Origin of the sequence: Pseudomonas sp. GOM6, assembly GCF_029537485.1 — a bacterium.
GTDB lineage: Bacteria > Pseudomonadota > Gammaproteobacteria > Pseudomonadales > Pseudomonadaceae > Aquipseudomonas.
Map to the genome: position 1 here is coordinate 1 of NZ_JARPUS010000025.1, position 23,385 is coordinate 23,385.

Annotated in this window: 18 protein-coding genes; 7 read left to right on the top strand and 11 right to left on the bottom strand. The window is 65.7% G+C overall.

Annotation, left to right across the window (positions count from 1 at the left end):
* Positions 1-376, bottom strand: a 376-nt coding sequence (locus P7A97_RS19850; RefSeq protein WP_277692177.1) for an aminotransferase class V-fold PLP-dependent enzyme, incomplete at its 3' end; no start/stop codon positions are given.
* Between the two features lie 76 nt (positions 377-452).
* On the opposite strand from P7A97_RS19850, the gene P7A97_RS19855 reads away from it, so the two are divergent.
* The 5 genes from P7A97_RS19855 to P7A97_RS19875 all read left to right on the top strand — a co-directional run bounded on the left by P7A97_RS19855 (position 453) and on the right by P7A97_RS19875 (position 4,347).
* A complete protein-coding gene (locus P7A97_RS19855; RefSeq protein ID WP_277692179.1) occupies positions 453-1,091 on the top strand; it encodes a TetR/AcrR family transcriptional regulator in 639 nt (212 codons plus the stop codon).
* Positions 1,092-1,175: 84 nt separating this feature from the next.
* Complete coding sequence (locus P7A97_RS19860; RefSeq protein ID WP_277692181.1) at positions 1,176-2,144, top strand: radical SAM protein; 969 nt, start codon at positions 1,176-1,178, stop codon at positions 2,142-2,144.
* Between the two features lie 27 nt (positions 2,145-2,171).
* On the top strand, positions 2,172-3,065 hold the full coding sequence (locus P7A97_RS19865; protein ID WP_277692182.1) for a radical SAM protein: 894 nt from the start codon (positions 2,172-2,174) through the stop codon (positions 3,063-3,065).
* A gap of 77 nt (positions 3,066-3,142) precedes the next feature.
* Positions 3,143-3,748: a DUF4823 domain-containing protein gene (locus tag P7A97_RS19870; protein ID WP_277692185.1), complete on the top strand. Its 606-nt coding sequence runs from the start codon at positions 3,143-3,145 to the stop codon at positions 3,746-3,748.
* A 29-nt stretch (positions 3,749-3,777) separates the two neighbouring features.
* Positions 3,778-4,347: a DUF1285 domain-containing protein gene (locus P7A97_RS19875; protein WP_277692186.1), complete on the top strand. Its 570-nt coding sequence runs from the start codon at positions 3,778-3,780 to the stop codon at positions 4,345-4,347.
* 17 nt (positions 4,348-4,364) lie between these two features.
* Here the strand turns inward: P7A97_RS19875 and P7A97_RS19880 are convergent, their stop codons facing one another.
* From P7A97_RS19880 to P7A97_RS19915, 8 genes are all read right to left on the bottom strand, one after another.
* Positions 4,365-4,730 carry a VOC family protein gene (locus tag P7A97_RS19880; RefSeq protein WP_277692188.1) on the bottom strand — a complete coding sequence of 122 codons (366 nt, stop codon included), beginning with the start codon at positions 4,728-4,730 and terminating at the stop codon, positions 4,365-4,367.
* A 46-nt stretch (positions 4,731-4,776) separates the two neighbouring features.
* A complete protein-coding gene (locus P7A97_RS19885; RefSeq protein ID WP_277692190.1) occupies positions 4,777-6,408 on the bottom strand; it encodes a BatD family protein in 1,632 nt (543 codons plus the stop codon).
* On the bottom strand, positions 6,405-8,156 hold the full coding sequence (locus tag P7A97_RS19890) for a VWA domain-containing protein (protein ID WP_277692191.1): 1,752 nt from the start codon (positions 8,154-8,156) through the stop codon (positions 6,405-6,407). The genes P7A97_RS19885 and P7A97_RS19890 overlap by 4 nt, the downstream gene beginning before the upstream one ends.
* Entirely contained in the window at positions 8,156-9,175 is a 1,020-nt protein-coding gene (locus P7A97_RS19895) for a VWA domain-containing protein (RefSeq protein WP_277692193.1), read from the bottom strand. Before P7A97_RS19895 ends, P7A97_RS19890 begins: the two co-directional genes overlap by 1 nt.
* A complete protein-coding gene (locus tag P7A97_RS19900) occupies positions 9,168-9,662 on the bottom strand; it encodes a DUF4381 domain-containing protein (RefSeq protein WP_277692195.1) in 495 nt (164 codons plus the stop codon). Before P7A97_RS19900 ends, P7A97_RS19895 begins: the two co-directional genes overlap by 8 nt.
* Entirely contained in the window at positions 9,659-10,600 is a 942-nt protein-coding gene (locus tag P7A97_RS19905) for a DUF58 domain-containing protein (RefSeq protein ID WP_277692196.1), read from the bottom strand. Before P7A97_RS19905 ends, P7A97_RS19900 begins: the two co-directional genes overlap by 4 nt.
* A 108-nt stretch (positions 10,601-10,708) precedes the next feature.
* The gene (locus P7A97_RS19910; RefSeq protein ID WP_277692197.1) at positions 10,709-11,668 is read right to left on the bottom strand and encodes a MoxR family ATPase; all 960 of its coding nucleotides are present in this window, start codon (positions 11,666-11,668) and stop codon (positions 10,709-10,711) included.
* Positions 11,669-11,832: 164 nt separating this feature from the next.
* Complete coding sequence (locus P7A97_RS19915; RefSeq protein ID WP_277692198.1) at positions 11,833-12,663, bottom strand: DUF1353 domain-containing protein; 831 nt, start codon at positions 12,661-12,663, stop codon at positions 11,833-11,835.
* 260 nt (positions 12,664-12,923) lie between these two features.
* On the opposite strand from P7A97_RS19915, the gene P7A97_RS19920 reads away from it, so the two are divergent.
* Positions 12,924-17,786, top strand: coding sequence for an NAD-glutamate dehydrogenase (locus P7A97_RS19920; protein WP_277692199.1), 4,863 nt, complete (start codon positions 12,924-12,926; stop codon positions 17,784-17,786).
* A 239-nt stretch (positions 17,787-18,025) separates the two neighbouring features.
* Here P7A97_RS19920 and P7A97_RS19925 read toward each other — a convergent pair whose 3' ends face one another.
* Entirely contained in the window at positions 18,026-21,136 is a 3,111-nt protein-coding gene (locus tag P7A97_RS19925) for a transglycosylase domain-containing protein (protein WP_277692201.1), read from the bottom strand.
* Positions 21,137-21,288: 152 nt separating this feature from the next.
* Here P7A97_RS19925 and P7A97_RS19930 point away from each other — a divergent pair, with 152 nt between their 5' ends.
* Positions 21,289-21,729, top strand: coding sequence for a VOC family protein (locus tag P7A97_RS19930; RefSeq protein ID WP_277692203.1), 441 nt, complete (start codon positions 21,289-21,291; stop codon positions 21,727-21,729).
* A gap of 3 nt (positions 21,730-21,732) precedes the next feature.
* Here the strand turns inward: P7A97_RS19930 and P7A97_RS19935 are convergent, their stop codons facing one another.
* A complete protein-coding gene (locus P7A97_RS19935) occupies positions 21,733-23,346 on the bottom strand; it encodes an FMN-binding glutamate synthase family protein (RefSeq protein WP_277692204.1) in 1,614 nt (537 codons plus the stop codon).
* Positions 23,347-23,385 lie beyond the last annotated feature (39 nt).

Consider the following 23,385-nt stretch of genomic DNA (forward strand, 5'->3'; position numbering starts at 1 on the left):
CCTTAATGACCACGACCCCGCGCGGCTTCAATGCCTCCCAGACGATGCGATTGGAGGGAAACTCTTCATCGCTGATGACCACCTGATCGCCCGCCTGCCAATCCAGGCCGAAGGCAACGAAAGACAGGGCTTCGGAGGTGTTCTTGATCAGGGCGATGTCGCCCGTGGAGGGAGCGTTGAGCAGGCGCATCAGGCGTTCGCGCAGGCGCCGCTCGACCTTCAGCCACTGAGGGTAGTCGCGAGCACCGAGGCTTTTGTTTTCCCGGGCAAAGGCCATGACGGCCTCGCTGGCGCGCTTTGGCCAGGGCGCCACGGCTGCGTGGTTGAGATAGCAGAGGCCCTCTACTAGAGGGAATTCGTCGCTTATTGTGAACATGGCGCCGATGATCCGTGCATTTTCGGACTGGATAGGCATAATAACGCGCTTCGATTTTCCATCCTGCAGTCACCTTATGAACAAAGAACCTCGCAAAGTCCGTGAATTCCGCCGTCGCGAACAGGAAATTCTCGATACCGCGCTCAAGCTCTTCCTTGAACAGGGTGAAGACAGCGTCACTGTCGAGATGATCGCCGACGCCGTCGGCATCGGCAAAGGCACCATCTACAAGCACTTCAAGTCCAAGGCCGAGGTTTACCTGCGCCTGATGCTGGACTACGAGCGCGACCTCAACTCGCTGTTCCATTCCGAGGATGTGGCTCGCGACAAGGAAGCGCTGTCGCGTGCCTACTTCGAGTTCCGCATGCGCGATCCACAGCGCTACCGCCTGTTCGACCGTCTGGAGGAAAAGGTGGTCAAGGGCAACCAGGTGCCGGAGATGATCGAGCAGCTGCACAAGATCCGCGCCTCCAATTTCGAGCGACTGACGCACCTGATCAAGGGACGCATCGAGGAAGGCAAGCTGGAGAATGTACCGCCTTACTTCCACTACTGTGCGGCCTGGGCCCTGGTGCACGGCGCAGTGGCGCTGTACCACTCGCCGTTCTGGAGCAGCGTGCTGGAAGACCAGGATGGCTTCTTCCAGTTCCTCATGGACATCGGCGTGCGCATGGGCAACAAGCGCAAGCGCGATGGCGAGGCGCCGGGCGCCTGAGGTGCCATTCAGCCCGCCAATGATGCACCTATCAGCGGCAGCGGCGGGCATATACTTCGGGGATGAATGCTCCGGAGCCGCACCATGATCGTTGACCGCCAGGGCCGTCGCTTTCGCAACCTGCGCGTCAGCCTGACCGCCGCCTGTAACTACGCCTGCAGCTACTGTGTACCGGACGGCAAGCGTCTGGTAGCCGCGCAGGACGAGTTGTCGGCCGAGGCCATGGTGCGTGGCGTGGCCTACTTGATCGAAGCCGCCGGTATCGAGCGCTTGCGTATCACCGGTGGCGAGCCGCTGGTCAGCCCCAAGCTTGATCATTTTCTGCGTGAGGTTGCTCGCCTGGGTCTGCAGGACATCAGCCTGACCAGCAACGGCCAGTTGCTTGCGCGCAAACTGCCGCTGCTGCTCGAATGCGGCATCAAACGCATCAACGTTTCGCTGGACACTCTCGATCCTGATGCCTTCAAGCGCGTCGCCCGCGGCGGTGACCTGCCGACCGTACTGCAGGGGCTGGAGGAAGCGCGAGCTGCCGGGCTGAAGATCAAGATCAACATGGTGCCGCTGCGCGGGCAGAACCACGAGCAGGTGCTGCCGCTGCTCGATTACTGCCTGGAGCGTGGCTTTGAACTGCGTTTTATCGAGCTGATGCGCATGGGCCATCTGGCCCGTGATGGTGCCAGTTTCCAGCAGCAGTTCTATGGCATGGCGGATTTGCTGGAAAACGTGGCCAGCCGTTACGAGTACATCCAGGCTGCGGCGCCGGTGGATGCCACCGCGCTGCGCTACGAAATTCCCGGGCACGGCTTCTTCGGCGTGATTGCCAACGAGAGCGTGCCTTTTTGCCGAACCTGTTCGCGCCTGCGCCTGTCGTCCACGGGGTGGCTGCATGGCTGTCTGTCGTCGAGCAATCGCCACTACGTCGGCGACTTGTTCGACAAGCCCCGCCACCAGGCTCTGCCGGCGCTGCAACGCCTGTTGATGAAGGCCCTGGCTGACAAGCAGGACATTGCTTTTGCGGGCGGTACCACCATCATGAAAATCATCGGCGGCTGATTGCTGCCCACCGACGTATACGAAACCATGTCTGCCGAATTCCCCATTGCCTATATCGAGCCGGTGTTCCGGCCGCCGAGCGAAGCCCACTCGCTGATCCTGCCGGTCACCAACGGCTGCTCGTGGAACAGCTGTACCTTCTGTGAGATGTACACGCAGCCACAGAAAAAATTCCGCGCCCGCGACGAGGCCCAGGTGCTGGACGAGATTCGCCGCGCCGGCGAGCGCCTGATCGTACAGCGGGTATTTCTCGCCGATGGCGATGCGCTGGTGCTGCCGACGCGGCGTTTGCTGAACATCCTCAACGCCATCCGCGAGCACATGCCTGAGGTCGATCGGGTCTCCAGCTACTGCCTGCCGCGCAACCTGCGCAAGAAGTCGGTGGAGGAACTCAAGGAGTTGGCCGACGCCGGCCTGAAGATGGCCTATGTCGGTTGCGAGTCGGGTGATGACGAAGTGCTGGAGCGGGTCAGCAAGGGCGAGACCTACGCGTCCAGCCTCAGCGCCCTGGACAAGCTGGGCCAGGCCGGCATAACTCGCTCGGTGATGATCCTCAACGGTCTCGGCGGCAAGGCGCTGAGCGAGCAGCATGCCGACAATTCGGCGCGCCTGATGAACGCTGCGCAGCCGGAGTTTCTCTCGACTCTGGTGGTGAGTTTTCCGCAGGGCGAGGCGCGTTTCCGCTCGGGGTTCGAGAACTTCCAGCCGCTCGACCAGCAGGCTCTGTTCCACGAGGTGGAGCGACTGCTGCAGGGCTTGGAGCTGCAGGATACGGTGTTCCGCAGCGATCATGCCTCCAATTACCTGGTGCTCAAGGGCAACCTGGGCGCAGACAAGGCGCGCCTGCTGGCCCAGGTGCGCCAGGCCATCGAGCGTCCCGAGCAGGCCCGGCTGCGCCAGGAATGGCAACGCGGGCTGTAACGCGTGCCGCGTTGGCCTGGAAGCTGCTATGACTACCCATCTGCCGGTTTTCCGTCACCGGCACGGGAGGAAATGCAATGCGTAGCTTGATTCTGCTGCTGGTGCTGGGAGCACTGGGTGGCTGCATGAAGACCAGCGACCTGGCCGCCGGCGCCGAGTACCACTTGCGCGATGTGGGGGTACTGGACCACAGCGAGACTCGCCGCTCGGCCTCCTGGCGCCTGCAGGCCGATTCCTTCGTGTTTATCGCCCAGGCCTTCTACGAGCCGCCAGGCGGTGCCAAGCCTCGGCCCAATGTGGTGGCCGATGAGGCCTTCAAGGCCTTTGTCGAATACTTTCCGCTGGTCCGCCGCTCGCCCAACCCGCTGGGGCTGGACCAGGCCATGATCGAAGCCCGCGAAGCCGGCGCCCACTACCTGCTGTACGCCCGCTTTGCCGATGCCGACGACCGCATTGGTACGGTCGAGGAGTGGGAAGACGAGGAGGCACTGGATCGCCTTGGCATCGACAGCGGCGTGATCCAGTTGATGCTGATTGAGGTCGGCACCCGTTACCTGGTGGATACCGCCCGCATTCGCAATCGCGGCGGCTTTCTGACGCTGTATGACAACCAGCCCGCAGATCAGCTGCGCGCGCCATTCGAACAATACGCCCGTACCCTGCTCGGGGTGAGCGAGCGCTGATCGGCGCTGCGGGCAGCAAGGAGAAAAGCATGAGCGATGCAGACAAGGCCGGCGGCCTGCTGGCACAGATTCCCAAGAGCGAAGGCAAGGGCCTGCCGCCGGTGCATCTGTGGAATCCGGACTTCTGCGGCGACATCGACATGCGCATTGCCCGTGACGGCACCTGGTACTACCTGGGCACGCCGATCGGACGCAAGCCGATGGTCAAACTGTTCTCCACCATCATCCGCCGCGACGACGACAAGTATTTCCTGATCACCCCGGTGGAGAAGGTCGGCATCACTGTCGACGACGCGCCGTTCGTGGCAGTGAGCCTGCAGGTGGAGGGCGAAGGTGAGCACCAGGTGCTGCGCTTCACCACCAATGTCGAGGACGAAGTCGTGGCCGGGGCCGAGCATCCGCTGCGGGTAGAGCTCGACCCGCAGACCCAGGAGCCGTCACCTTATCTACATGTGCGCAGCAACCTGGAGGCGCTGGTACACCGCAACGTGTTCTACCAACTGGTCGAGCTGGCGGTACAGCGGGAAATCGCCGGCACGCTCTGGCTGGGTGTGTGGAGCAGCGGCGAGTTCTTCCCGATCGGGCTGCTGCCGGAGTAAGCGCGGGTGCGCCGCACTCAGGTGTTCTGTGCGATATGCCAGAGCACACCGCTGGGATCGAACAGCACGAACTCGCGCATCCCCCAAGGCTGATCCACCAACTCGCCCATCCGTACTGAAAAGTGCTCCGCCAAGCGGGTCGCGCTGAGGTGGCGGTGCCACGACGCCACGTCTTCCACCAGCAGGTGCATGACAAAGTTTTCCGCCTGCTCGCGCACATAGAAGTTCTGCAGCATGAAGCTGCAGCTGCCGTGGTGCATATAGGCCAGGTTGTCGTCGCTCCACCGCATGTTGAAGCCCAGGGCCTGGTAGAAATCCCGGGAGCGAGCGAAGTCCTTGGCCGGCACGAAAGTCTTGAGTTCCACGCTACTGAGGTTGCTCATTGTCGTTCTTCCTGGCGTGCAATGCCCTGTGCTGCCGAACAGGCGGTCAGCGTGGATACAGCGGAGGCAGCGGGCTAGTTTCCTGCGGGCTGGCCGTGGCCTCGAGTGGTGGCAGGCTGCGGATGGCCTTCCACAGGCTTTCGCCTTGCCACTGGTGGCCGCTTTCGCTGTAGAGGGTGCCGTTGAGGTCGTCGAGGGCTTCGGACAGCGGCTGGAAGCGTTCGGCCATGTCGGCCAGGGTTTCCGGTTGCTGGCGGGCCCAGGCATCGATGGCCTGACGGCTGGCCTGGCTGTCGTTGGCCAGGCAGGCGCGTTTGATGTCATCGAGCAGGGTGCGCGGGCTCGGGCCGCTCTGTGCGGTTGGCAGAATGGCGGGCTGACGGCGGGCGCGCCACCACAGACCGAAGCCGAGCAGGGTCGTCAGGCTCAGCAGCAGGCTGGCCAGCTGCCAGGGCCAGAGCAGTGGAGCGTCGCCTGCAGGCAGTTCACCCGCGTCGCTGGTTGGCGTTTCCACGTCGAGGCTGGGGTTGTGTGCGACCTGCAGCTCGCGGGCGGGCAGGCTGGCGGTCTCCAGTTGATCGGTCTCGGTGTTCCACCAGTGCAGCTGCACGGCGGGCAGGCTGATGCGGCCACTCTGGCTCAGCACCAGGGCTTCGCTTTCCTCACGACTGCCGGCCATCCCCTTGTCGTTGGTCTGGTTGCGCAGTTGCGGCTGATCCGGGTAGCGGCGCAGCCCGGCCACGTCCTGCATCGGAAGCGGAGGCAGCTGGGCGCTGGAGAGGCCCTCGGCGCGCAGCATGAGGTTGCGGGTCAGCGAGTCGCCGATGTTCAGCGTGGCTGCTGGCTCGGGGCTCCAGGCTTCGCTGAGGGTCAGGGCGCGGGCGGGTAGCCAGGGTTCATTGGCCGGCCAGCTCGCCGGCTTGGCCTTCACCTGCAGGGGGATCTGTGGCGAGCGTACCCGGGTCAGGCGCCCGGGACGTGGGCCGAAGGGGTTGTAGTCCTGGCCCGAGGAACGTAGCGCCGGGGTGGCACTGAAGACCTGGGCGGGGATGGTCAGCTCGCCGCTCTGCTGCGGGAAGATGGCGTAGCGCAGTTCGATCACGCCGTGGCGTACGCCGTTGACGTCGGTTTCATAGGTGCGCGGGTCACCCAATTGCTCGACGCGGGCATTGGGGATGCTCAGCGGGGTCAGGCTGCTGTCGTCGTACAGCGAGACCGAGTGGTAGATGCGCAGGGTCAGTACGGCCTGGGCCTGCACATAGACGCTTTCGCGGTCCAGGCTGGCATCGATGAAGATCGGTGCCAGTTTGCCGCCAGCTTCGCTTTTGATGATTTCCAGGGTGATTGGCATGCTTTCGGCGTCACCCAGCTTGAGCGGTGGTATCACCACGAAGCCGGTCTGCAGTGGGAGTAGGGTGACGACCCAGCGGGTACTGGCGCGGGCTTTGCCGTCAAAGCTGGACAGGCGGTTTTCCTGGCGCGTGCTGACCACTTCGAACTGTTGCTTGAGCGGGTTTAGGTCGGGCATGCCAAACACGGTGGCGTCGTCCGATTCGAGGATCAGATCGAGTGACTCGCCCTCGTTCAGGCGGGCGCGGTCGACGGTGGCGGAAAAACCGGCAGCACTGGCCTGCAGGGTGACAAGGCAAAAGAGGAGGGCGCAAAGCAGGCGCTTCATCGGGTCTGTTCCTGGCGTTGCTGTTGTTCGTAGCGGAATTTGCGCCGCAGCAGCTCGCCGGGGTCGTCCGGGATCTGCCGCAGCCATTGTTCCAGGGCGTCGCGCTGCTCGCCGTCGAGAGGCTCTGCGGCGCTGCCCAGGGTGTCGGTTTGCGACTCGCCATCGCCCGCTTGCTGGGCATTGGCCTGCTGCTCGCCTTCGGCGGCTTGCTCCTTGCTTTCCTGTGCCTGCTGCTGCCCCGCCTGCTGCTCGGGCTGAGCCTGTGGCTGTTGTTCGGACTGCTCGCCCTGGCCGGGTGAGGTTTGTCCGGTGGCGGGTTGCTGCGGTTCCTGCGGGTTCTGCTCTTGCTGCTGCTCGTTCTGGTTTTGCTGCTGTTGCTGTTGCTGTTGCTGGCGCAGTAGCTGCTCGACCAGGGCCTTGTTCTGCAGGGCCTGGGGGAATTCGGGCTGGCGCTCCAGCGCCTGCTCGTAGGCGTCGAGGGCCGCTTCCAGCTCGTTGCTTTTGGCCAGGGCATTGCCACGGTTGTAGTGGCCTGTGGCACTGTCATCCCGAGCGAAGCGTTCGGCTGCGGCGGGGTAGTCGCCAGCACGGTACAGCGCCTCGCCTTGCCATTGCGGGTCTTCGAAACGGCTGGCAGCTTGTTTGGCCTGATCAGCCTGCAGCAGGCGCTGGCCTTGCTGGTCCGGGCGTAGCCACAGGTCATCCCAGCTCAGGGCATAGCTGGGCTGGGGGCTCAATAGCATTAGCAGGGGCAGGCAGAACAGCCAGCCGCGCCGACCAGCGCAGGCGGCCAGCAGCAGCAATGGCAGCAGCAGCCAGTAGCCTTGGTCGGCCCAGGCCGCCAGCTGGGTCGGCTCGCCGTTGTCGCGCAGCGCCTGCGGACCCTCCAGCAGGCCGAGGGCGCGCAGGTCTTCATCATCCGGGCGGGCCTGGCGGTAGCGGCCACCCAGTTCGTTGGCGAAGCGGCGCAAGCCACTGTCGTCCAGGCGCGGGACCAGGATGGTGCCGTTGGCATCCTTGAGGAAGGTGCCGTTGTCATTGCGGATCGGCGCGCCCTGCACGCTGCCGACGCCGAGGATCGCCAGCTGTTCGCGGCGGTCCTGCAGGCTGGTGCGGATGCCCTCGCGCTCCGTCTCGCTCAATTCACTGCCGATCAGCAGCAGCCGGCCGCGGCCCTGGGCGCCCTGTTCGAGCAGTTCCAGTGCCTTGGCCACGGCCAGGTCGGCCTGGCGACCGGGGCTGGGCATGATCGATGGCTTGACCGCTTCCAGCAGATTGCGCGCGGTAGCCAGGTCATCGGACAGCGGCACCAGGGTGTGGGCGCTGCCGGCGTAGACGATGATTGCGGTTTGCGCATCGAGGCGCGCGCGGAGCAGATCGAGCAGCTTGCGTTTGGCCTGCTCCAGTCGGTTTGGCGCGGCGTCGCCGGCGAGCATGGTCGGCGTCAGTTCGAGTAGCACGACCAGCGGGTCGGCGCGTTTCTGGCTGGTCTGCTCCATGCGCTGCCAGCTCGGTCCGAGCAGGGCGAGCAGGGCCAGCAGCCAGGCCAGGCCGAGGGCAATCCAGGGCAGCTTGTTGCTGCGCGCCCGGCCGCCGCCCAGTAGCACGCTCTGGAAGGCCGCGGGCAGCAAGGCCTGCCAGCGGCCACTACGGCGCTGGCGATGCCAGAGTTGCCACAGCAGCCAGCCGAACAGCGGTAACAGGAGCAGCCAGACGGGGCGCAGCCAGTGTGGCCAGAGCATGTCCATCAGACTTTGCCCCCGAAACGCATGGCCAGGTTTTGCCAGTGCTGTGGCCACAGGTCACGCGCTACCAGCAGCAGGCTGATGAGCAGGGCGATGGCCAGCGGCCAGGCGTACAGGGCGTGAGCGGGGCGTGCGCGGGTCGGCAGCTGGGCGGCCGGTTCCAGGCGGTCGAGGGTGTTTTCGATCTCCTGCAGTTCCTCGCTGTTGCGGGCGCGGAAGTACTGGCCGCCGGTCTGCTCGGCGATGGCGATCAGGGTTGCCTCGTCCAGGTCGACGCCCGGGGTCAGGCCGAGCATGCCCATGATGCCGCTCTGTTCGGGATCGGAGCCGATGCCGATGGTGTAGATCTTCACCTTCTGCTCGGCGGCCAGGCGCGCGGCGGTTTTCGGCTCGATCTCGCCGCCGTTGTTGGCGCCGTCGGTGATCAGCACCAGTACGCGGCTGTCGGCTGGGCGTTCGCGCAGACGCTTGACCGCCAGGCCGATGGCGTCGCCGATGGCGGTCTGTGGGCCGGCGATGTTGATCAGCGCTTCATCCAGCCAGGTGCGTACGGTCTGGCGGTCGAAGGTCAGTGGTGACTGCAGGTAGGCGCGGCTGCCGAACAGGATCAGGCCGATGCGATCACCGCGACGATCCTCGATGAAGTCGCCGAACAGCTGCTTGACCAGGGCCAGGCGGGTGATGTCTTCGCCATCCCACTGCATGTCGTCATGCTCCATGGAGCCGGACACGTCCACCGCCAGCAACAGGTCGCGGCCACTGGCTGGCAGGGGCAAGGGCTCGCCGACCCATTCCGGGCGGGCCGTCGCCAGCAGCAGGAACAGCCACAGCAGCACGAAAGGCGCCTGCTGGCGCCAGGCCGGCAGGTTGGCGCGGGCACGGCGGCCGCTGAGGCCTTCCAGTTCGTTGAGGAAGCTGACCTTGAGCGCCGCTTCGCCACTGTCCGCCGCTGGCAGCAGCAGGCGCAGCAGCCAGGGCAGCGGGGCGAGCAGGAAGACCCAGGGCCAGGCGAACTCAAACATGCTTGCGAATCCAGATGGCGACGGCCTGCTGCAGGCCCTCGATGGCCTTGTCGTCGAGGCTGCAATTGGCGCGGTAACCGCCCTCCACCAGGATCATCCAGCGGGTCAGACCGGCGGCCGGGCAGCGACTGTCGAGAAAGGCTAGCCAGGCGCGCCCGCTCAGGGTGTGACTGTGATCCTGCGGGTAGTGGGCGCGGGCCAGGCGCTTGAGCAGGGCGTTAAGCTGCTGCAGCCAGGGCCCGGCGGGGGCTCCGTCGTAGGGCTTGGCCAGGCTGCTCAGTTCGTCGAGCGCGGCCTGGCGCAGTGGGTCCAGCGGCTGCTCTGCCAGTTGTTGCTGACGCCGCCGCGGCAGATAGCGGCGCAGGTACCAGAGCGCCCAGCACAGCAGCGGTAGCAGCACGGCCAGCAACCACCAGCCGGGCGCCGGCGGCCACCAGGCGACGGGTGGCGGGGCAATGGTCGGTTGCAGCTGATCGAGCGGGTTCATGGGCGCTTGCCCGCCTGCGGGCCGCTGAGGTGCTCGCGTAGCTGTTCCACCAGGTCATGCTCGGTGGACAGCGGTAGCAGGGGCACGCGCAGCTTCTGCGCCAGGCGCTGCCAGCGGGCCTGGCGTTGTTCGGCCTGCTGCTGGTAAGCGGCGCGCAGGTCGTGGCCGTGGGTGTCCAGCTCCAGCTGCGCGCCATGCTCGGTGAAGCGCAGCAGGCCGGCGGCGGGCAGGCCGTGATCCAGCGGGTCGGACACCGGTAGCAGGATCAGGTCGGTATGCCGCGCCAGCAGGCTGAGCTGCTGTTCGGCGGCGTCGTTCAGGGCGCGTTCGTCGCAGACGATGATCGCCAGGCTGCCGGGGCGCAGGACCTCGCGGGCGCGGCGCAGGGCCAGGCCGAAGCTGTCGCGGCCGTTCTGCGCCTCGGTGTGCAGGCTCTGGTTGGCACGAGCCAGGCGGTTGAGCAGCTGCAACAGGCTCTGCTTGCTGCGCCGCGGCTTGATCTCGTGGTGTTCGCTGTCGCCGAATACCAGGCCGCCGATGCGGTCGTTGTGCGCCAGCGCGGCCCAGCCGAACAGGCTGGCGGCCTGGGCGGCGAGCACCGATTTGAACTGCAGGGCCGAGCTGAAGAACAGCCGGCGGCTCTGTTCGACCATGATGAAGATCGGCCGCTCGCGCTCCTCATGGAACAGCTTGGTGTGCGGCTCCTGGGTGCGTGCGGTGACGCGCCAGTCGATGGTGCGCACGTCGTCGCCGGCCTGGTATACGCGTACCTGGTCGAAGTCGACACCACGGCCACGCAGCTTGGAGTGGTGCAGGCCGATCAGCGGACTGCGCCTGGCCGGGGTGGAGAACAGCTGCACCTCGCGCACGCGATGGCGCATCTCGATCAGCTCGGCGAGGCTGATGCGGATGCCGGGAGGCGTGGGCTGGGCGTGCATGGCGGATCAGCCGGTAGCCCGGATGCAATCCGGGAGCGAGGTGTGACCAATCCCGGATTGCATCCGGATTACGCCTCGCGGCCTGTAGCGTGTGACTTGCGACCGCACTCAGGCCACCGCCACCACGTCGAGGATGCGCTGGATCACCCGATCCTGGTCGATGCCGGCGGCTTCCGCCTCGAACGACAGGATGATGCGGTGGCGCAGCACGTCGAACAGCACGGCCTGGATGTCCTCGGGGCTGACGAAGTCGCGGCCGGCCAGCCAGGCGTGAGCGCGGGCGCAGCGGTCGAGGGCGATGGAGCCGCGTGGGCTGGCGCCGTAGGCGATCCATTCGGCCAGCTCGGCGTCGTGTTTGGCTGGGGTACGGGTGGCCATGACCAGCTGTACCAGGTATTCCTCCACCGCATCGGCCATGTACAGACCGAGGATTTCCTGGCGCGCGGCGAAGATCGCCTGCTGGCTGACCCGGTGATCTGGCTTGGCCTCGCCGTGCAGGGCATCGCCACGGGCCTGGGCGAGGATCTTGCGCTCCACGCTGGAGTCGGGGAAACCGATCTTCACATGCATCAGGAAGCGGTCGAGTTGGGCCTCGGGTAGCGGGTAGGTGCCTTCCTGTTCGATGGGGTTCTGCGTGGCCATCACCAGGAACAGGGGCGACAGGTCATAGGTGCTGCGGCCGACCGACACCTGGCGCTCGGCCATGGCTTCGAGCAGCGCCGACTGCACCTTGGCCGGGGCACGGTTGATTTCGTCGGCCAGCACCAGGTTGTGGAAGATCGGCCCCTGCTGGAACACGAAGCTGCCGGTTTCCGGGCGGTAGATCTCGGTGCCGGTGATGTCGGCGGGCAGCAGGTCGGGGGTGAACTGGATGCGGTGGAACTCCGCCTCCAGGCCTTCGGCGAGTTCCTTGATGGCCTTGGTCTTGGCCAGGCCGGGGGCGCCTTCGACCAGCATGTGACCGTCCGCCAGCAGGGCGATCAGCAGGCGTTCGATGAGTTTTTCCTGGCCGAGGATCTGGCTGCCGAGAAATTGCCGCAGCGCGACGAGCGCCTCACGATGTTCCATCGGGATGGTTCCTGGAAAGGGACTGACTGGGCGCCGAATACACCCGTTCGGGTAGGCAACTTTACTGCATTGGCGGCGTGACTGGCACACCTCGGCGTTCGGCAGTGCAGACCAGTTCCGCTTGCCCCGCCGCGGGGCGCCTCAAACAGACGTTGGCATGGCCGTTAAGTTCTGCTCGGGGCGTGCAGAGCGGGCAGCGGCGTGGTGCAGCTCAGGCCGCTGCTGGCGGGCGCTGGGCCGCGTATATCCGGTGCGCCGAACAGACGCACCGCCAGGTAGTAGACGAAGGCGGGCAGGCGGCCCATGCCGGCCTCGCGCAGCATGCGCAGGAACAGCAGGTCGGCCTCGTGCTTGGCCACCGGGGCGACGTTGAGGTACTGGTACAGGGCGTCGTGGATCAGGCTGGCGGGATGGGCCAGGGGCCAGAACACGTCGTGCTCGACCGCCTCGCCGGCGCGCAGACCGAGTACCCGGTGGCGCTTCTCCCACCAGTCCGGGGTGCCGATGATGGCCAGCCAGTAGAACGGCACCTTGGGTGTGCAGCCGTCCCAGGCGTAGGTCTGGGGACGGGCGAAGTCGTAGCGCACCTCGCCGCGCTGCAGGTCGACCTGGGAGTGCCCGGGGTTGACCATCAGCAGGCCGTCGTGGATCAGCAGCCACTCGCTGTAGAAGTAGCGCCCGGCGAACTCAGGGCAGTGGCGCAGGAAGGGCTGGTCGATGAAGTTCAGCCAGGGGCCGACATGGTCGCGACAGGGAAAGCCCCACTTGGCCTGGTCGCGGGCCAGGGCCGCCTCGGCGCGGCGCTGGCGTTCTTTTCGGCCGACCCAGCGCGGCAGCAGCACGCCGAGGTACACCGGCACGCCGGCCCACAGCAGCGGCTTGATCAGTGCCGGATACAGCCAGGCGGCCAGGCCGAGCAGGGCCAGGCCGATGGCGGTGATCAGCAGGTTGCCGTAGTGGCGGATCAGCGAGCGGGTGAGGTGTGGGTACTGCATGGAATCCATTCCTGCGAGCATGCGCGCGCACCATAGCAGCTCTCTGCACGGCCATGGAACCTGGAGGCAGGCCGTCTGCTGATGAACGAATATGTCGCAGCGCCGCAATCCAGAGCGCCGGGCTGCCGCTAAGCTGGTTATGACCTATGAGTCCCTGTGCGCACTGGCAGGTTCTATCAATCGCCTAGACTGCATAGGCATCTGATCTGCAGTGCGTCTCTCCGGCACCTGACGAATAACAAGCCAAGCGGAGCATCACCATGGCGTTCTTCACCGCGGCCAGCAAAGCCGACTTCCAGCAACAACTGCAAGCGGTACTGGCTCAGCACCTCGGCGACAAGGCGCTGCCACAAGTCGCGCTGTTCGCCGAGCAGTTCTTCGGCATCGTATCTCTCGACGAATTGACCCAGCGCCGCCTGAGCGACCTGGCCGGCTGCACCCTGTCTTCCTGGCGTCTGCTGGAGCGATTCGATGCAGCCAAGCCGGAGGTGCGGGTGTACAACCCGGACTACGAGAAGCATGGCTGGCAGTCGACCCATACCGCGGTGGAGGTGCTGCATCTGGACCAGCCGTTCCTGGTCGACTCGGTACGCATGGAGCTGAACCGTCGCGGCTACAGCATCCACACCCTGCAAAACAGCGTGTTCAGCGTGAAGCGCAACAAGAGCGGCGAGCGCCAGGAACTGCTGCCGCGCGGTACCACCGGCAAGGACATCCAGCAGGAAGCGCTGATGTACCTGGAGATCGACCGCTGTGCCGGCGCCAGCGAGCTGCGCGCCCTGGAGAAGGCACTGTACGAGGTGCTGGAAGAAGTCCGTCTGGCGGTATCCGACTTTGCGCCGATGAAGGCCAAGGCGGCGCAACTGCTGGAGTGGCTGGGCAAGGCCAAGCTCAAGGTCGACGGCGCCGAGCTGGCCGAGATCAAGACCTTCCTCGCCTGGCTGCTGGACAACCACTTCACCTTCCTCGGCTACGAGGAGTTCACCGTGGTCGAGGAGAAGGACGGCGGCCATCTGGTGTACGACGAAAGCTCCCTGCTGGGCCTGTCCCGTCGGCTGCGTAGCGGGCTGAAAAAGGAAGAGCTGCATATCGAACCGGAAGCCGTGCAGTACCTGCGCGAGCCGCAGCTGCTGTCCTTTGCCAAGGCCGCCACGCCGAGCCGCGTGCACCGTCCGGCCTACCCGGACTTCGTCTCCATCCGCGAGCTGGATGCCAAGGGCAAGGTCATCAAGGAATGCCGCTTCATGGGCCTGTACACCTCCTCGGTGTATGCCCAGAGCGTCAGTCGCATTCCTTATATCCGTCGCAAGGTCGATGAGATCGCCGAGCGCTCCGGTTTCGATCGCCAGGCGCACCTGGGCAAGGAGCTGGAACAGGTGCTGGAAGTGCTGCCGCGCGATGACCTGTTCCAGACGCCGGTCGACGAACTGTTCAACACCGCCATCTCCATCGTGCAGATCCAGGAGCGCAACAAGCTGCGCCTGTTCATCCGTCGCGACCCCTATGGCCGCTTCGCCTACTGCCTGGCCTATGTACCGCGCGATGTTTACTCCACCGAGACGCGGGTGAAGATCGAGCAGATTCTTATGGAGCGCCTGGGCGCCAGCGACTGCGAGTTCTGGACCTACTTCTCCGAGTCGGTGCTGGCGCGGGTGCAGTTCATCCTCAAGGTCGACCCGAAGAACCGCGTACAGATCGACCAGGCGCGCATCGAGAAGGAGGTCGTGCAGGCCTGCCGTTCCTGGAAGGACGATTACGCCAGCCTGGTGGTGGAGAGCTTCGGCGAGGCCCAGGGCACCCAGGTGCTGGCCGACTTCCCGCAGGGCTTCCCGGCGGGTTACCGCGAGCGTTTCGCCCCGCATTCGGCGGTAGTGGACATGCAGCACCTGTTCAGCCTGTCCGACTCGCGCCAGCTGGTGATGAGCTTTTACCAGCCGCTGGCCCAGAGCGAGAGCCAGCTGCACTGCAAGCTGTACCATGCCGACACGCCGCTGCCGCTGTCGGACGTATTGCCGATCCTGGAAAACCTCGGCCTGCGCGTGCTTGGTGAGTTCCCTTACAAGCTGCGCCGCGAGGATGGCCGCGAGTTCTGGATTCACGATTTCGCCTTTACCGCTGCCGAAGGGGTCAATGTCGATATCCAGCAACTCAACGACACCCTGCAGGATGCCTTCGTGCAGATCGTCGGTGGCGCGGCGGAGAACGACGGCTTCAACCGTCTGGTGCTGACCGCTTCGATGCCCTGGCGTGACGTGGCGCTGCTGCGTGCCTATGCCCGCTATCTGAAGCAGATCCGCCTGGGCTTCGACCTGAGCTACATCGCTGCGACCCTGGTCAACCATGCCGACATCGCCAAGGAACTGGTGCGCCTGTTCCGCACCCGTTTCTACCTGGCGCGCAAGCTCAGCGCCGAGGATCTCGAAGACAAGCAGCAGAAGCTGGAGCAGGCGATTCTCGCCGCGCTGGACAATGTCGCGGTGCTCAACGAAGACCGCATCCTGCGCCGCTACCTGGACCTGATCAAAGCCACCCTGCGCACCAACTTCTTCCAGAGCGCTGCCGATGGCCAGCCCAAGCATTACTTCAGCTTCAAGATCAGCCCGCGCTTGATTCCGGAAATCCCGCGGCCGGTGCCCAAGTACGAGATCTTCGTCTACTGCCCGCGCGTCGAGGGTGTGCACCTGCGCTTCGGCGACGTCGCTCGCGGCGGCTTGCGCTGGTCCGATCGCGAGGAAGACTTCCGTACCGAGGTGCTGGGCCTGGTCAAGGCGCAGCAGGTGAAGAACGCGGTGATCGTGCCGATGGGCGCCAAGGGCGGTTTCGTACCACGTAAGCTGCCGCTGGGTGGCAGCCGTGACGAGATCCAGGCCGAGGGTATCGCCTGCTACCGCATCTTCATCAGCGGCCTGCTGGACATCACCGACAACCTCAAGGAAGGCAAGGTCGTGCCGCCGGAGAACGTCGTGCGTCACGATCCGGATGACCCCTACCTGGTGGTGGCGGCCGACAAGGGCACCGCGACCTTCTCCGACATCGCCAACGGCATCGCCCAGGAGTACGGCTTCTGGCTGGGCGACGCGTTCGCCTCGGGTGGCTCGGCTGGCTATGACCACAAGGGCATGGGCATCACCGCCAAGGGCGGCTGGGTGTCGGTGCAGCGTCACTTCCGCGAGCGTGGCATCGACGTGCAGAAGGACGAAACCACGGTCATCGGTATCGGCGACATGGCCGGCGACGTATTCGGTAACGGCCTGCTGCTGTCGGACAAGCTGCGTCTGGTGGCGGCCTTCAACCACCTGCATATCTTCATCGACCCCTATCCGGACGCGGCCAAGAGCTTTGCCGAGCGCAAGCGCCTGTTCGATCTGCCGCGCTCCAGTTGGGCCGACTACGATGCCAAGCTGATCTCCGAGGGTGGCGGCATCTTCCTGCGCAGCGCCAAGAGCATCGCCATCAGCCCGCAGATGAAGGAGCGTTTCGACATCAGCGCCGACAAGCTGGCACCCACCGAGCTGCTCAACGCGCTGCTCAAGGCGCCGGTCGATCTGCTGTGGAATGGCGGCATCGGCACCTACGTGAAGTCGAGCAAGGAAAGCCATGCCGACGTCGGCGACAAGGCCAACGACGGCCTGCGCGTCAATGGCAACGAGCTGCGCGCGCGGGTGGTGGGCGAGGGCGGCAACCTCGGCATGACCCAGCTGGGCCGTGTCGAGTACGGCCTCAATGGCGGCGCCAGCAACACCGACTTCATCGACAACGCCGGTGGTGTGGACTGCTCCGACCACGAGGTCAACATCAAGATCCTGCTCGGCGAGATCGTCGCCGCCGGGGACATGACCGGCAAGCAGCGCAACAAGCTGCTGGCCGACATGACCGACGACGTTGGCAACCTGGTGCTGGGCAACAACTACAAGCAGACCCAGGCGCTGTCGCTGGCCGAGCGCCGCGCCCGCGAGCGTGTCGCCGAGTACAAGCGCCTGATGGCCGCGCTGGAAGGCGCCGGCAAGCTGGACCGTGCGCTGGAATTCCTGCCCACCGACGACGAGCTCAACGAGCGTGCCGCCAACGGCCGTGGCCTGACCCGCCCGGAGCTGTCGGTGCTGATCTCCTACAGCAAGATCGACCTCAAGGAGGCGCTGCTCAAGTCCCGCGTGCCGGATGACGACTACCTGGCCCGCGAGATGCAGACCGCCTTCCCGGCACGCCTGGCGCAGAAGTTCGGCGAGACCATGGAGCGCCACCGCCTGAAGCGCGAGATCGTCAGCACGCAGATCGCCAACGACCTGGTCAACCACATGGGCATCACCTTCGTGCAGCGCCTGAAGGAGTCCACCGGCATGAGCGCGGCCAATGTCGCCGGCGCCTATGTCATCGTGCGTGACGTGTTCCGCCTGCCGCACTGGTGGCAGCAGATCGAGGCGCTGGACTACCAGGTACCGGCCGAGCTGCAGCTGCAGCTGATGGACGAGCTGATGCGCCTGGGCCGCCGCGCCACCCGCTGGTTCCTGCGCAGCCGCCGTGACGATCTCGATGCGGCCCGCGACGTCGGTCACTTCGCTCCGCGCGTGGCCGAGTTGGCCGGGCGTCTGGATGAGCTGCTCGAAGGCCCGGCCCGCGAGCAGTGGCTGGCGCGTTACCAGAGCTATGTCGAGGCCGGTGCGCCGGAAGAGCTGGCCCGCGTGGTGGCCGGCACCAGTCACCTGTACACCCTGTTGCCGATCATCGAGGCCGCTGACGTTACCGGTAAGAGCGCCAGCGAAGTGGCTACCGCCTACTTCGCGGTGGGCGATGCGCTGGAGCTGAGCTGGTACCTGCAGCAGGTCACCAGCCTGCCGGTGGACAACAACTGGCAGGCCCTGGCCCGCGAGGCGTTCCGCGACGATCTGGACGGTCAACAGCGTGCCATCACCATTGCCGTGCTGCAGATGGCTGACGGCCCTCAGGACATCGAGCAGCGGGTGGCCGTGTGGCTGGAGCAGCACCGCACCCTGGTCAAGCGCTGGCTGGCGATGCTCGCCGAACTGCGCGGCGCCACCGGCACCGACTACGCCATGTACGCCGTGGCCAATCGCGAGCTGATGGACCTGGCGCAGAGCGACAAGCAGGCGCCGAGCGTCAGCTGATGCCTAGCCGATGGGGCGGTTTCGCCCCATCGGTTGGTGATGTCCGCATCATTTCTCATGCGCACCGTAGGTCGGCGCAGACTGGCTTTTGTGGGGGCGACTTCAGTCGCGATTAAATCAGCGCAAAAGCATCGCGGCTAAAGCGGAATGCCGCCCAGCCGCTCCCATACAGGCAGGAGAACACAGCGAACCTCTGGTTCCCGTGCTGTGTTCTTCTGTCTTTCTACGTCCCGTCAAACTCAGTACAAACGAGCCTGCATCGGGCTCGGCGGCTGGCTGCAGCCGGTGCGCGCGTTTGCCGCCAGGTAGGGGCTGAGCAATGGCGCCATGCCCTTGAGCACCTGCACCGGCAGGGCCGAGGTGAAGCGGAAGTTGTCCGCCGCCTGGCCGGGTACGAAGGCCGTGAGGGTACCGAAGTGACGTGGCCCCAGGTAGAAGACGAAAGTGGCCGTGCGGTTGACGGCCCTGGAGCTGAGCACCAGGCCGCCGCGGCCGACGTTTTCGATACGGTTGTCGCCGGTGCCGGTCTTGCCGCCGAGCAGCAGCGCGCTACCGTCGCTGGTCTGGAAGCTGCCCTGCAGGCGCCGCGCCGTGCCGGCCTCGACCACCTGGGACAGCGCGCCGCGCAGGGCTGCTGCCACTTCCGAGGGCATCACCCGCTCACCGCGCAGGGCGTCCTGGCGCAGCAGGGTTTCGTAGGGCGTGTCTGCGGCGAAGTGCAGGCTGTCGATGCGCACGCTGGGCTGGCGAATACCGTCGTTGACGATGATGCCCATCAGCTCGGCCAGGGCCGCCGGACGGTCGCCGGAACTGCCGATGGCGGTGGCCAGCGACGGCACCAGATGGTCGAAGGGGTAGCCCAGGCGTTGCCAGCGTTCGTGGATGTCGAGGAAGGCTTCCACCTCCAGCAGGGTGCGGATGCGGCTGTCGCGGGCGCTGCGATGGCGGGTCTTGAACAGCCAGCCGTAGACCTCCTGGCGCTCCTCGGCGCTGGCCGCCACGGCGTCGCGGAAACTGGCCTGCGGTTGCTCGATCATGAAGCCCAGCAACCACAGCTCCAGCGGGTGCACACGGGCGATGTAGCCCTGATCCGGCAGGCTCCAGGCGCCGGGGCCGTAGTCCAGGTAGAGGCGCTGGATCTTCGCGTCGCTGAGTTTTTCCTGGGGCGCGTGGGCCTTGATGAAGGCGGCGAAGGTCGGTTCGTCCACCTGTGGCATCAGGTAGCGGTGCACGGCGGCCAGGCGCACGGCGGTGGGGCGCAGGCCCTCCAGGAACACATCCAGGCGTTCCTGGGCACTCTTGCCCTCATATTTGCGCCAGAAGCGCCGCAGAAAGGTGGTGCCCTCACGGTCGGCGAAACGCCTGAGGTAGTCGGCGCGCTGCGGGTGCTTGTCATCCCTGAGCAACTCGGCACTGTTGTCGCTGCCGTGGTAGGTGCTGTAGCGCACCAAATCGCGCAGCAGACGGATGAACGGCAGGTTGATCGATTCGCGCAGCGCATCGCGCAGGGTGGGGATGCGGCCGTTGTCCTCGCGCTTGAAGTTGCTGAAGGTGTGCGCGCCGCCGCCGGTGAAAAAGGTTTCGTAGGGGCTGGCCGAGTATTTGCGATCCAGCGCCGCGTCGAGCAGTGCGGCCAGGTTCTGCTCCGGCTTGGCGATCAGCTGGTCCACTACCCAGCGGGTCAGGTGATCCTGTGGGGCCACCTCGACCTGGCGCAGCTCCTGGACTGGCCGCCCAGCGTAGCGCTGGTGCAGTTCGGCGATCACCTGCAGGTAGGTGGTCAGCACCCGCAGCTTGGCGGTCGAGCCCAGTTCCAGCTTGCTGCCCTCGTTGATGTCGAAGGGCTGGTCGGTGCTGTCGGTCTGTACCCGCACCCGGGCGCCGTCCAGGCCGCGCTCGAACAGGGTGAAGCTGTAGCGCACGTCGGCGGTTTTTTCCGGCGATAGCAGGCGCTCGCCGTACAGGCCGATTTCGCCGGCGAACTCGGGGTCTGCCAGGCGCCGCAAGTAGGCGCTGATGCTTTGTTGCAGCTCGGCATTGAGGGTGCTGGTGGCGCTGAGGTCGAGGCGGTCTAGGTCGTACAGCGGCTGGTTGAGCAGGCTGGACAGGCGGCTGCGAGCTACGGTGATGCCCTTGTTGCTCTGCACCGGCTGGATGGCCGGATGCAGCGCCAGGTCGCGAAACGCCAGGCGCCTTGCCAGCGCTGCCTCGCGTAGCGGCTGCTCTACTATCCCAGCCTTGGCCAGGATGCGGATATGGCTGTCGATGAGCTGTTCCAACTCGTTGCGCCCCGCCGCCAGATAGTAGGAGGGGCGGCGTTGGGCGATCATCAGTGCCAGTACCTGGCGCAGGGCCAGGCCCTGCTCGGCGCGGCTGGCCGAGGTGCTGTGGCGTTGGTCGAGTAGACGGTTGACCCGGTTGAAGTCGGCGCCGAACCACACCCGTAGGCCATCGGCCAGGCCGTGCACTTCGCCATGGCCGGGTGCCGCGGAGAGCGGCACGCTGTTGAGGTAGTCGCGCACCACGGCCTGGCGTGCTTCCAGGGTCTGCGGACCCTGTTGATAGGCGCGCATGCTGGCGGAGATCATCTGCCGCAGCTTGTCCATCGGCTCCAGGGTCAGGCCATCCGGCGAGTGACGGTATTTTTCCAGCTGGGTGGCCAGGGTGCTGCCGCCGGCCGATTGCTCCTGAACGGAGAACTGCTTGCCGATTTGCGACAACGCCGCCTTGGCGAAGCGTGGCCAGTCTACCGCCGGGTTGGCCAGCGGCTGGTCGCTATCCAGCAGGTGGCGGTTCTCGATGAACAGCAGGCTGTCGACCACCAGCGGCGGAATGGCCTCGAAGCTGGCATACAGCTGCTGCGGGTACTGGAACTGGTACAGCGGCTCGCCACGGCAGTCGCTGATGCTGAGCCCGGCCTGCACTTTCTCGGCATAGGGTGGGAAGAAGCCGCGTTGGCTGTAGTCGAGCAGGGCGGGGGAGAAGCGTGCCTGGCGGCTGACCAGGAAGTGGCGGGCCTGCAGGCGCTCGATAAGCGCGGGCAGTTCCACATAGCCGAGGCGTTTGTCGAAGGGGCCGCTGCGGGGAAACAGAATCGCGTCGCTGGGGCCGGGCTGCAGCTGGTAGTTGAGTGTGGCGGCATAGCGGCTGAATTCCCGGGCCTGCCAGCGGGAGCTGATGATTTCCTGGTAGCCGAGCAGGCCCAGGGCCAGCAGCGCGAGCAGCACAAACAGCCAGAGCAGCAGCTTCAGACGCGAGCGACGCGGCGGTTGTGGCTGGACCAACAGGCTCTCCGTGGCGCTTGCGAGTAGCGTCGTGTCGGGTGCCTCGGACTGCCACAGTGAACCCATGATCGACTGCCTACCATTCGCGACGGGTCTTGCTCCAAGCTTAGACGGCGGCCTGCGCGGGTGAACGAAATATTGCCCGAAGGGGTAGTTGGTTCAGGTGAGCGGCAGATCGTCGCCCAGGGGCAGCAGGGGCTGGTGCAGGTGCTTGACTGTTGCAGGTCTGCAACGTCCCGGAGAGCGTCCATGGACCCGCGTCCACCCTGATTCCCTGCGTGCTGTACCGCGACGCCGCGATGGCCATCGCCTGGCTGTGTGAGGTGTTCGAACTGCACGAGCAGCTGCGCGTGCCGGGCCGTGACGGGCGCATTCAGCACGCCCAGCTGGTGCATGGTGGCGGCATGCTGATGCTGGGCTCGCTACACGATGAGGGCTACGGCAAGCACCTGCGCGAGCCCGGCCCGGTGGGTGGCAATACCCAGGGCATCTATCTGCTGCTGGACGATGTCGACGCCGCCTACGGCCGGGTGCTGCGCGCCGGTGGGGAAATCCTTGTTCCGCTCAAGGACGAACCGTATGGCGGCCGCGGCTTCACTTGCCGCGACCCGCAAGGTCAGTTGTGGAGCGTGGGCAGCTACGACCCCTGGGTGGAATAGGGCTCAGACTGCTGCCGGCGCGAAGCTGTTTGCCTGGGCCATGGCCCACATGCGCGCATAGAACTCGCCGGAAATCTCCTCGCCGAGCAGCTCGCCGGGTTTGAGGAATACGTGCAGCTGCGAGTACAGCTTGATCTCGCTGGCCGACATGCGCCGCACCAGGTGCTTGGCCTCGATCTGCGAGGGGTGTCGCAGGCCCGCTGCGGCGATCATCTCGGCCAGGGCCTTCATGGTGTTGTGGTGGAAGTTGCGCACGCGCTGGGCCTTGTCTGGCACCACCAGGGCGCGTTGGCGCAGCTTGTCCTGGGTGGCCACGCCGGTGGGGCACTTGTTGGTGTGGCAGCTCTGGCTCTGAATGCAGCCGATGGCGAACATGAAGCCGCGCGCCGAGTTGGCCCAGTCCGCGCCCAGGGCCATGACGCTGGCGATGTCGAAGGCGCTGACGATCTTGCCGCTGGCGCCAAGGCGGACCTTGTCGCGCAGGTTGAGGCCGACCAGGGTGTTGTGCACGAACAGCAGGCCCTCGCGTAGCGGCACGCCGATATGGTCGGTGAACTCCAGTGGTGCGGCGCCGGTGCCGCCTTCCTTGCCGTCGATGACGATGAAGTCCGGCAGGATGCCGCTCTCGAGCATGGCCTTGGCGATGCCCATGAACTCCCAGGGATGGCCCAGGCACAGCTTGAAGCCCACCGGCTTGCCGCCGGACAGCTCGCGCAGCCTGGCAATGAACTGCAGCAGCTCCAGCGGGGTGGAGAAGGCGCTGTGCGAGGCTGGCGAGATGCAGTCCTGGCCCATGGGCACGCCGCGGGTCTGGGAGATTTCCTCGGTGATCTTGTGCTTGGGCAGGATGCCGCCGTGGCCGGGCTTGGCGCCCTGGCTGAGCTTGATCTCGATCATCTTCACCTGCGGGTTGGCGGCCTGCTCGGCAAAACGCTCGGGGTCGAAGCGGCCTTCGGCGGTGCGGCAGCCGAAATAGCCGCTGCCCAGTTCCCACACCAGGTCGCCACCGTACTCGCGGTGATAGGGGCTTATGCTGCCCTCGCCGGTGTCGTGATAGAAGCCGCCGAGCTTGGCGCCCTGGTTGAGGGCGCGTATGGCGTTGGCGCTGAGCGAGCCGAAGCTCATGGCCGAGATGTTGAACACCGAGGCCGAGTAGGGTTGGCTGCACTGCGGCCCGCCGATGGTGACGCGAAAGGTGCTGGGGTCGCAGTGGTCGGCCGGCAGCATCGAGTGGCCGATAAACTCGAAACCGCTCTGGTACACGTCGCTGAGGGTGCCGAAGGCCTTGTCGGCGCCTTCGTTCTTGGCCCGTGCGTAGACCAGGCCGCGTTGCGCGCGGGAGAAGGGCAGCGCCTCGCGATCACCCTCCAGCAGGTACTGGCGGATCTCCGGGCGGATGGCCTCCACCAGATAACGGATATTGCCCAGGATCGGGTAGTTGCGGCGTACCGCGTGGCGGGTCTGCAGCAGGTCGTTTACGCCGACCAGGCTGAGCATGCCGGCGACCAGGGTTAGCGCCCACAGCCATTCATGGGCGCCGAGAAACGGCAGGGTGACGAGGGTGAGGAGTACACAGAAGGCGAAGAAGGCGTAGCGGTTCAACAGCGAAAGGCTCATGGAGTCTCCTCGGGCGGGGCGTCCGCGCCGGCTTCTCGT

Excerpts from the sequence above, each read along its gene's own strand:
- P7A97_RS19860 (WP_277692181.1), top strand. The coding sequence starts at position 1,176 with ATGATCGTTGACCGCCAGGGCCGTCGCTTTCGCAACCTGCGCGTCAGC.
- P7A97_RS19920 (WP_277692199.1), top strand. The coding sequence starts at position 12,924 with ATGGCGTTCTTCACCGCGGCCAGCAAAGCCGACTTCCAGCAACAACTG.
- P7A97_RS19895 (WP_277692193.1), bottom strand. The coding sequence starts at position 9,175 with ATGTTTGAGTTCGCCTGGCCCTGGGTCTTCCTGCTCGCCCCGCTGCCC.
- P7A97_RS19870 (WP_277692185.1), top strand. The coding sequence starts at position 3,143 with ATGCGTAGCTTGATTCTGCTGCTGGTGCTGGGAGCACTGGGTGGCTGC.
- P7A97_RS19885 (WP_277692190.1), bottom strand. The coding sequence starts at position 6,408 with ATGAAGCGCCTGCTTTGCGCCCTCCTCTTTTGCCTTGTCACCCTGCAG.
- P7A97_RS19935 (WP_277692204.1), bottom strand. The coding sequence starts at position 23,346 with ATGAGCCTTTCGCTGTTGAACCGCTACGCCTTCTTCGCCTTCTGTGTA.
- P7A97_RS19855 (WP_277692179.1), top strand. The coding sequence starts at position 453 with ATGAACAAAGAACCTCGCAAAGTCCGTGAATTCCGCCGTCGCGAACAG.
- P7A97_RS19900 (WP_277692195.1), bottom strand. The coding sequence starts at position 9,662 with ATGAACCCGCTCGATCAGCTGCAACCGACCATTGCCCCGCCACCCGTC.
- P7A97_RS19925 (WP_277692201.1), bottom strand. The coding sequence starts at position 21,136 with ATGGGTTCACTGTGGCAGTCCGAGGCACCCGACACGACGCTACTCGCA.
- P7A97_RS19865 (WP_277692182.1), top strand. The coding sequence starts at position 2,172 with ATGTCTGCCGAATTCCCCATTGCCTATATCGAGCCGGTGTTCCGGCCG.
- P7A97_RS19915 (WP_277692198.1), bottom strand. The coding sequence starts at position 12,663 with ATGCAGTACCCACACCTCACCCGCTCGCTGATCCGCCACTACGGCAAC.
- P7A97_RS19880 (WP_277692188.1), bottom strand. The coding sequence starts at position 4,730 with ATGAGCAACCTCAGTAGCGTGGAACTCAAGACTTTCGTGCCGGCCAAG.
- P7A97_RS19905 (WP_277692196.1), bottom strand. The coding sequence starts at position 10,600 with ATGCACGCCCAGCCCACGCCTCCCGGCATCCGCATCAGCCTCGCCGAG.
- P7A97_RS19890 (WP_277692191.1), bottom strand. The coding sequence starts at position 8,156 with ATGGACATGCTCTGGCCACACTGGCTGCGCCCCGTCTGGCTGCTCCTG.
- P7A97_RS19875 (WP_277692186.1), top strand. The coding sequence starts at position 3,778 with ATGAGCGATGCAGACAAGGCCGGCGGCCTGCTGGCACAGATTCCCAAG.
- P7A97_RS19910 (WP_277692197.1), bottom strand. The coding sequence starts at position 11,668 with ATGGAACATCGTGAGGCGCTCGTCGCGCTGCGGCAATTTCTCGGCAGC.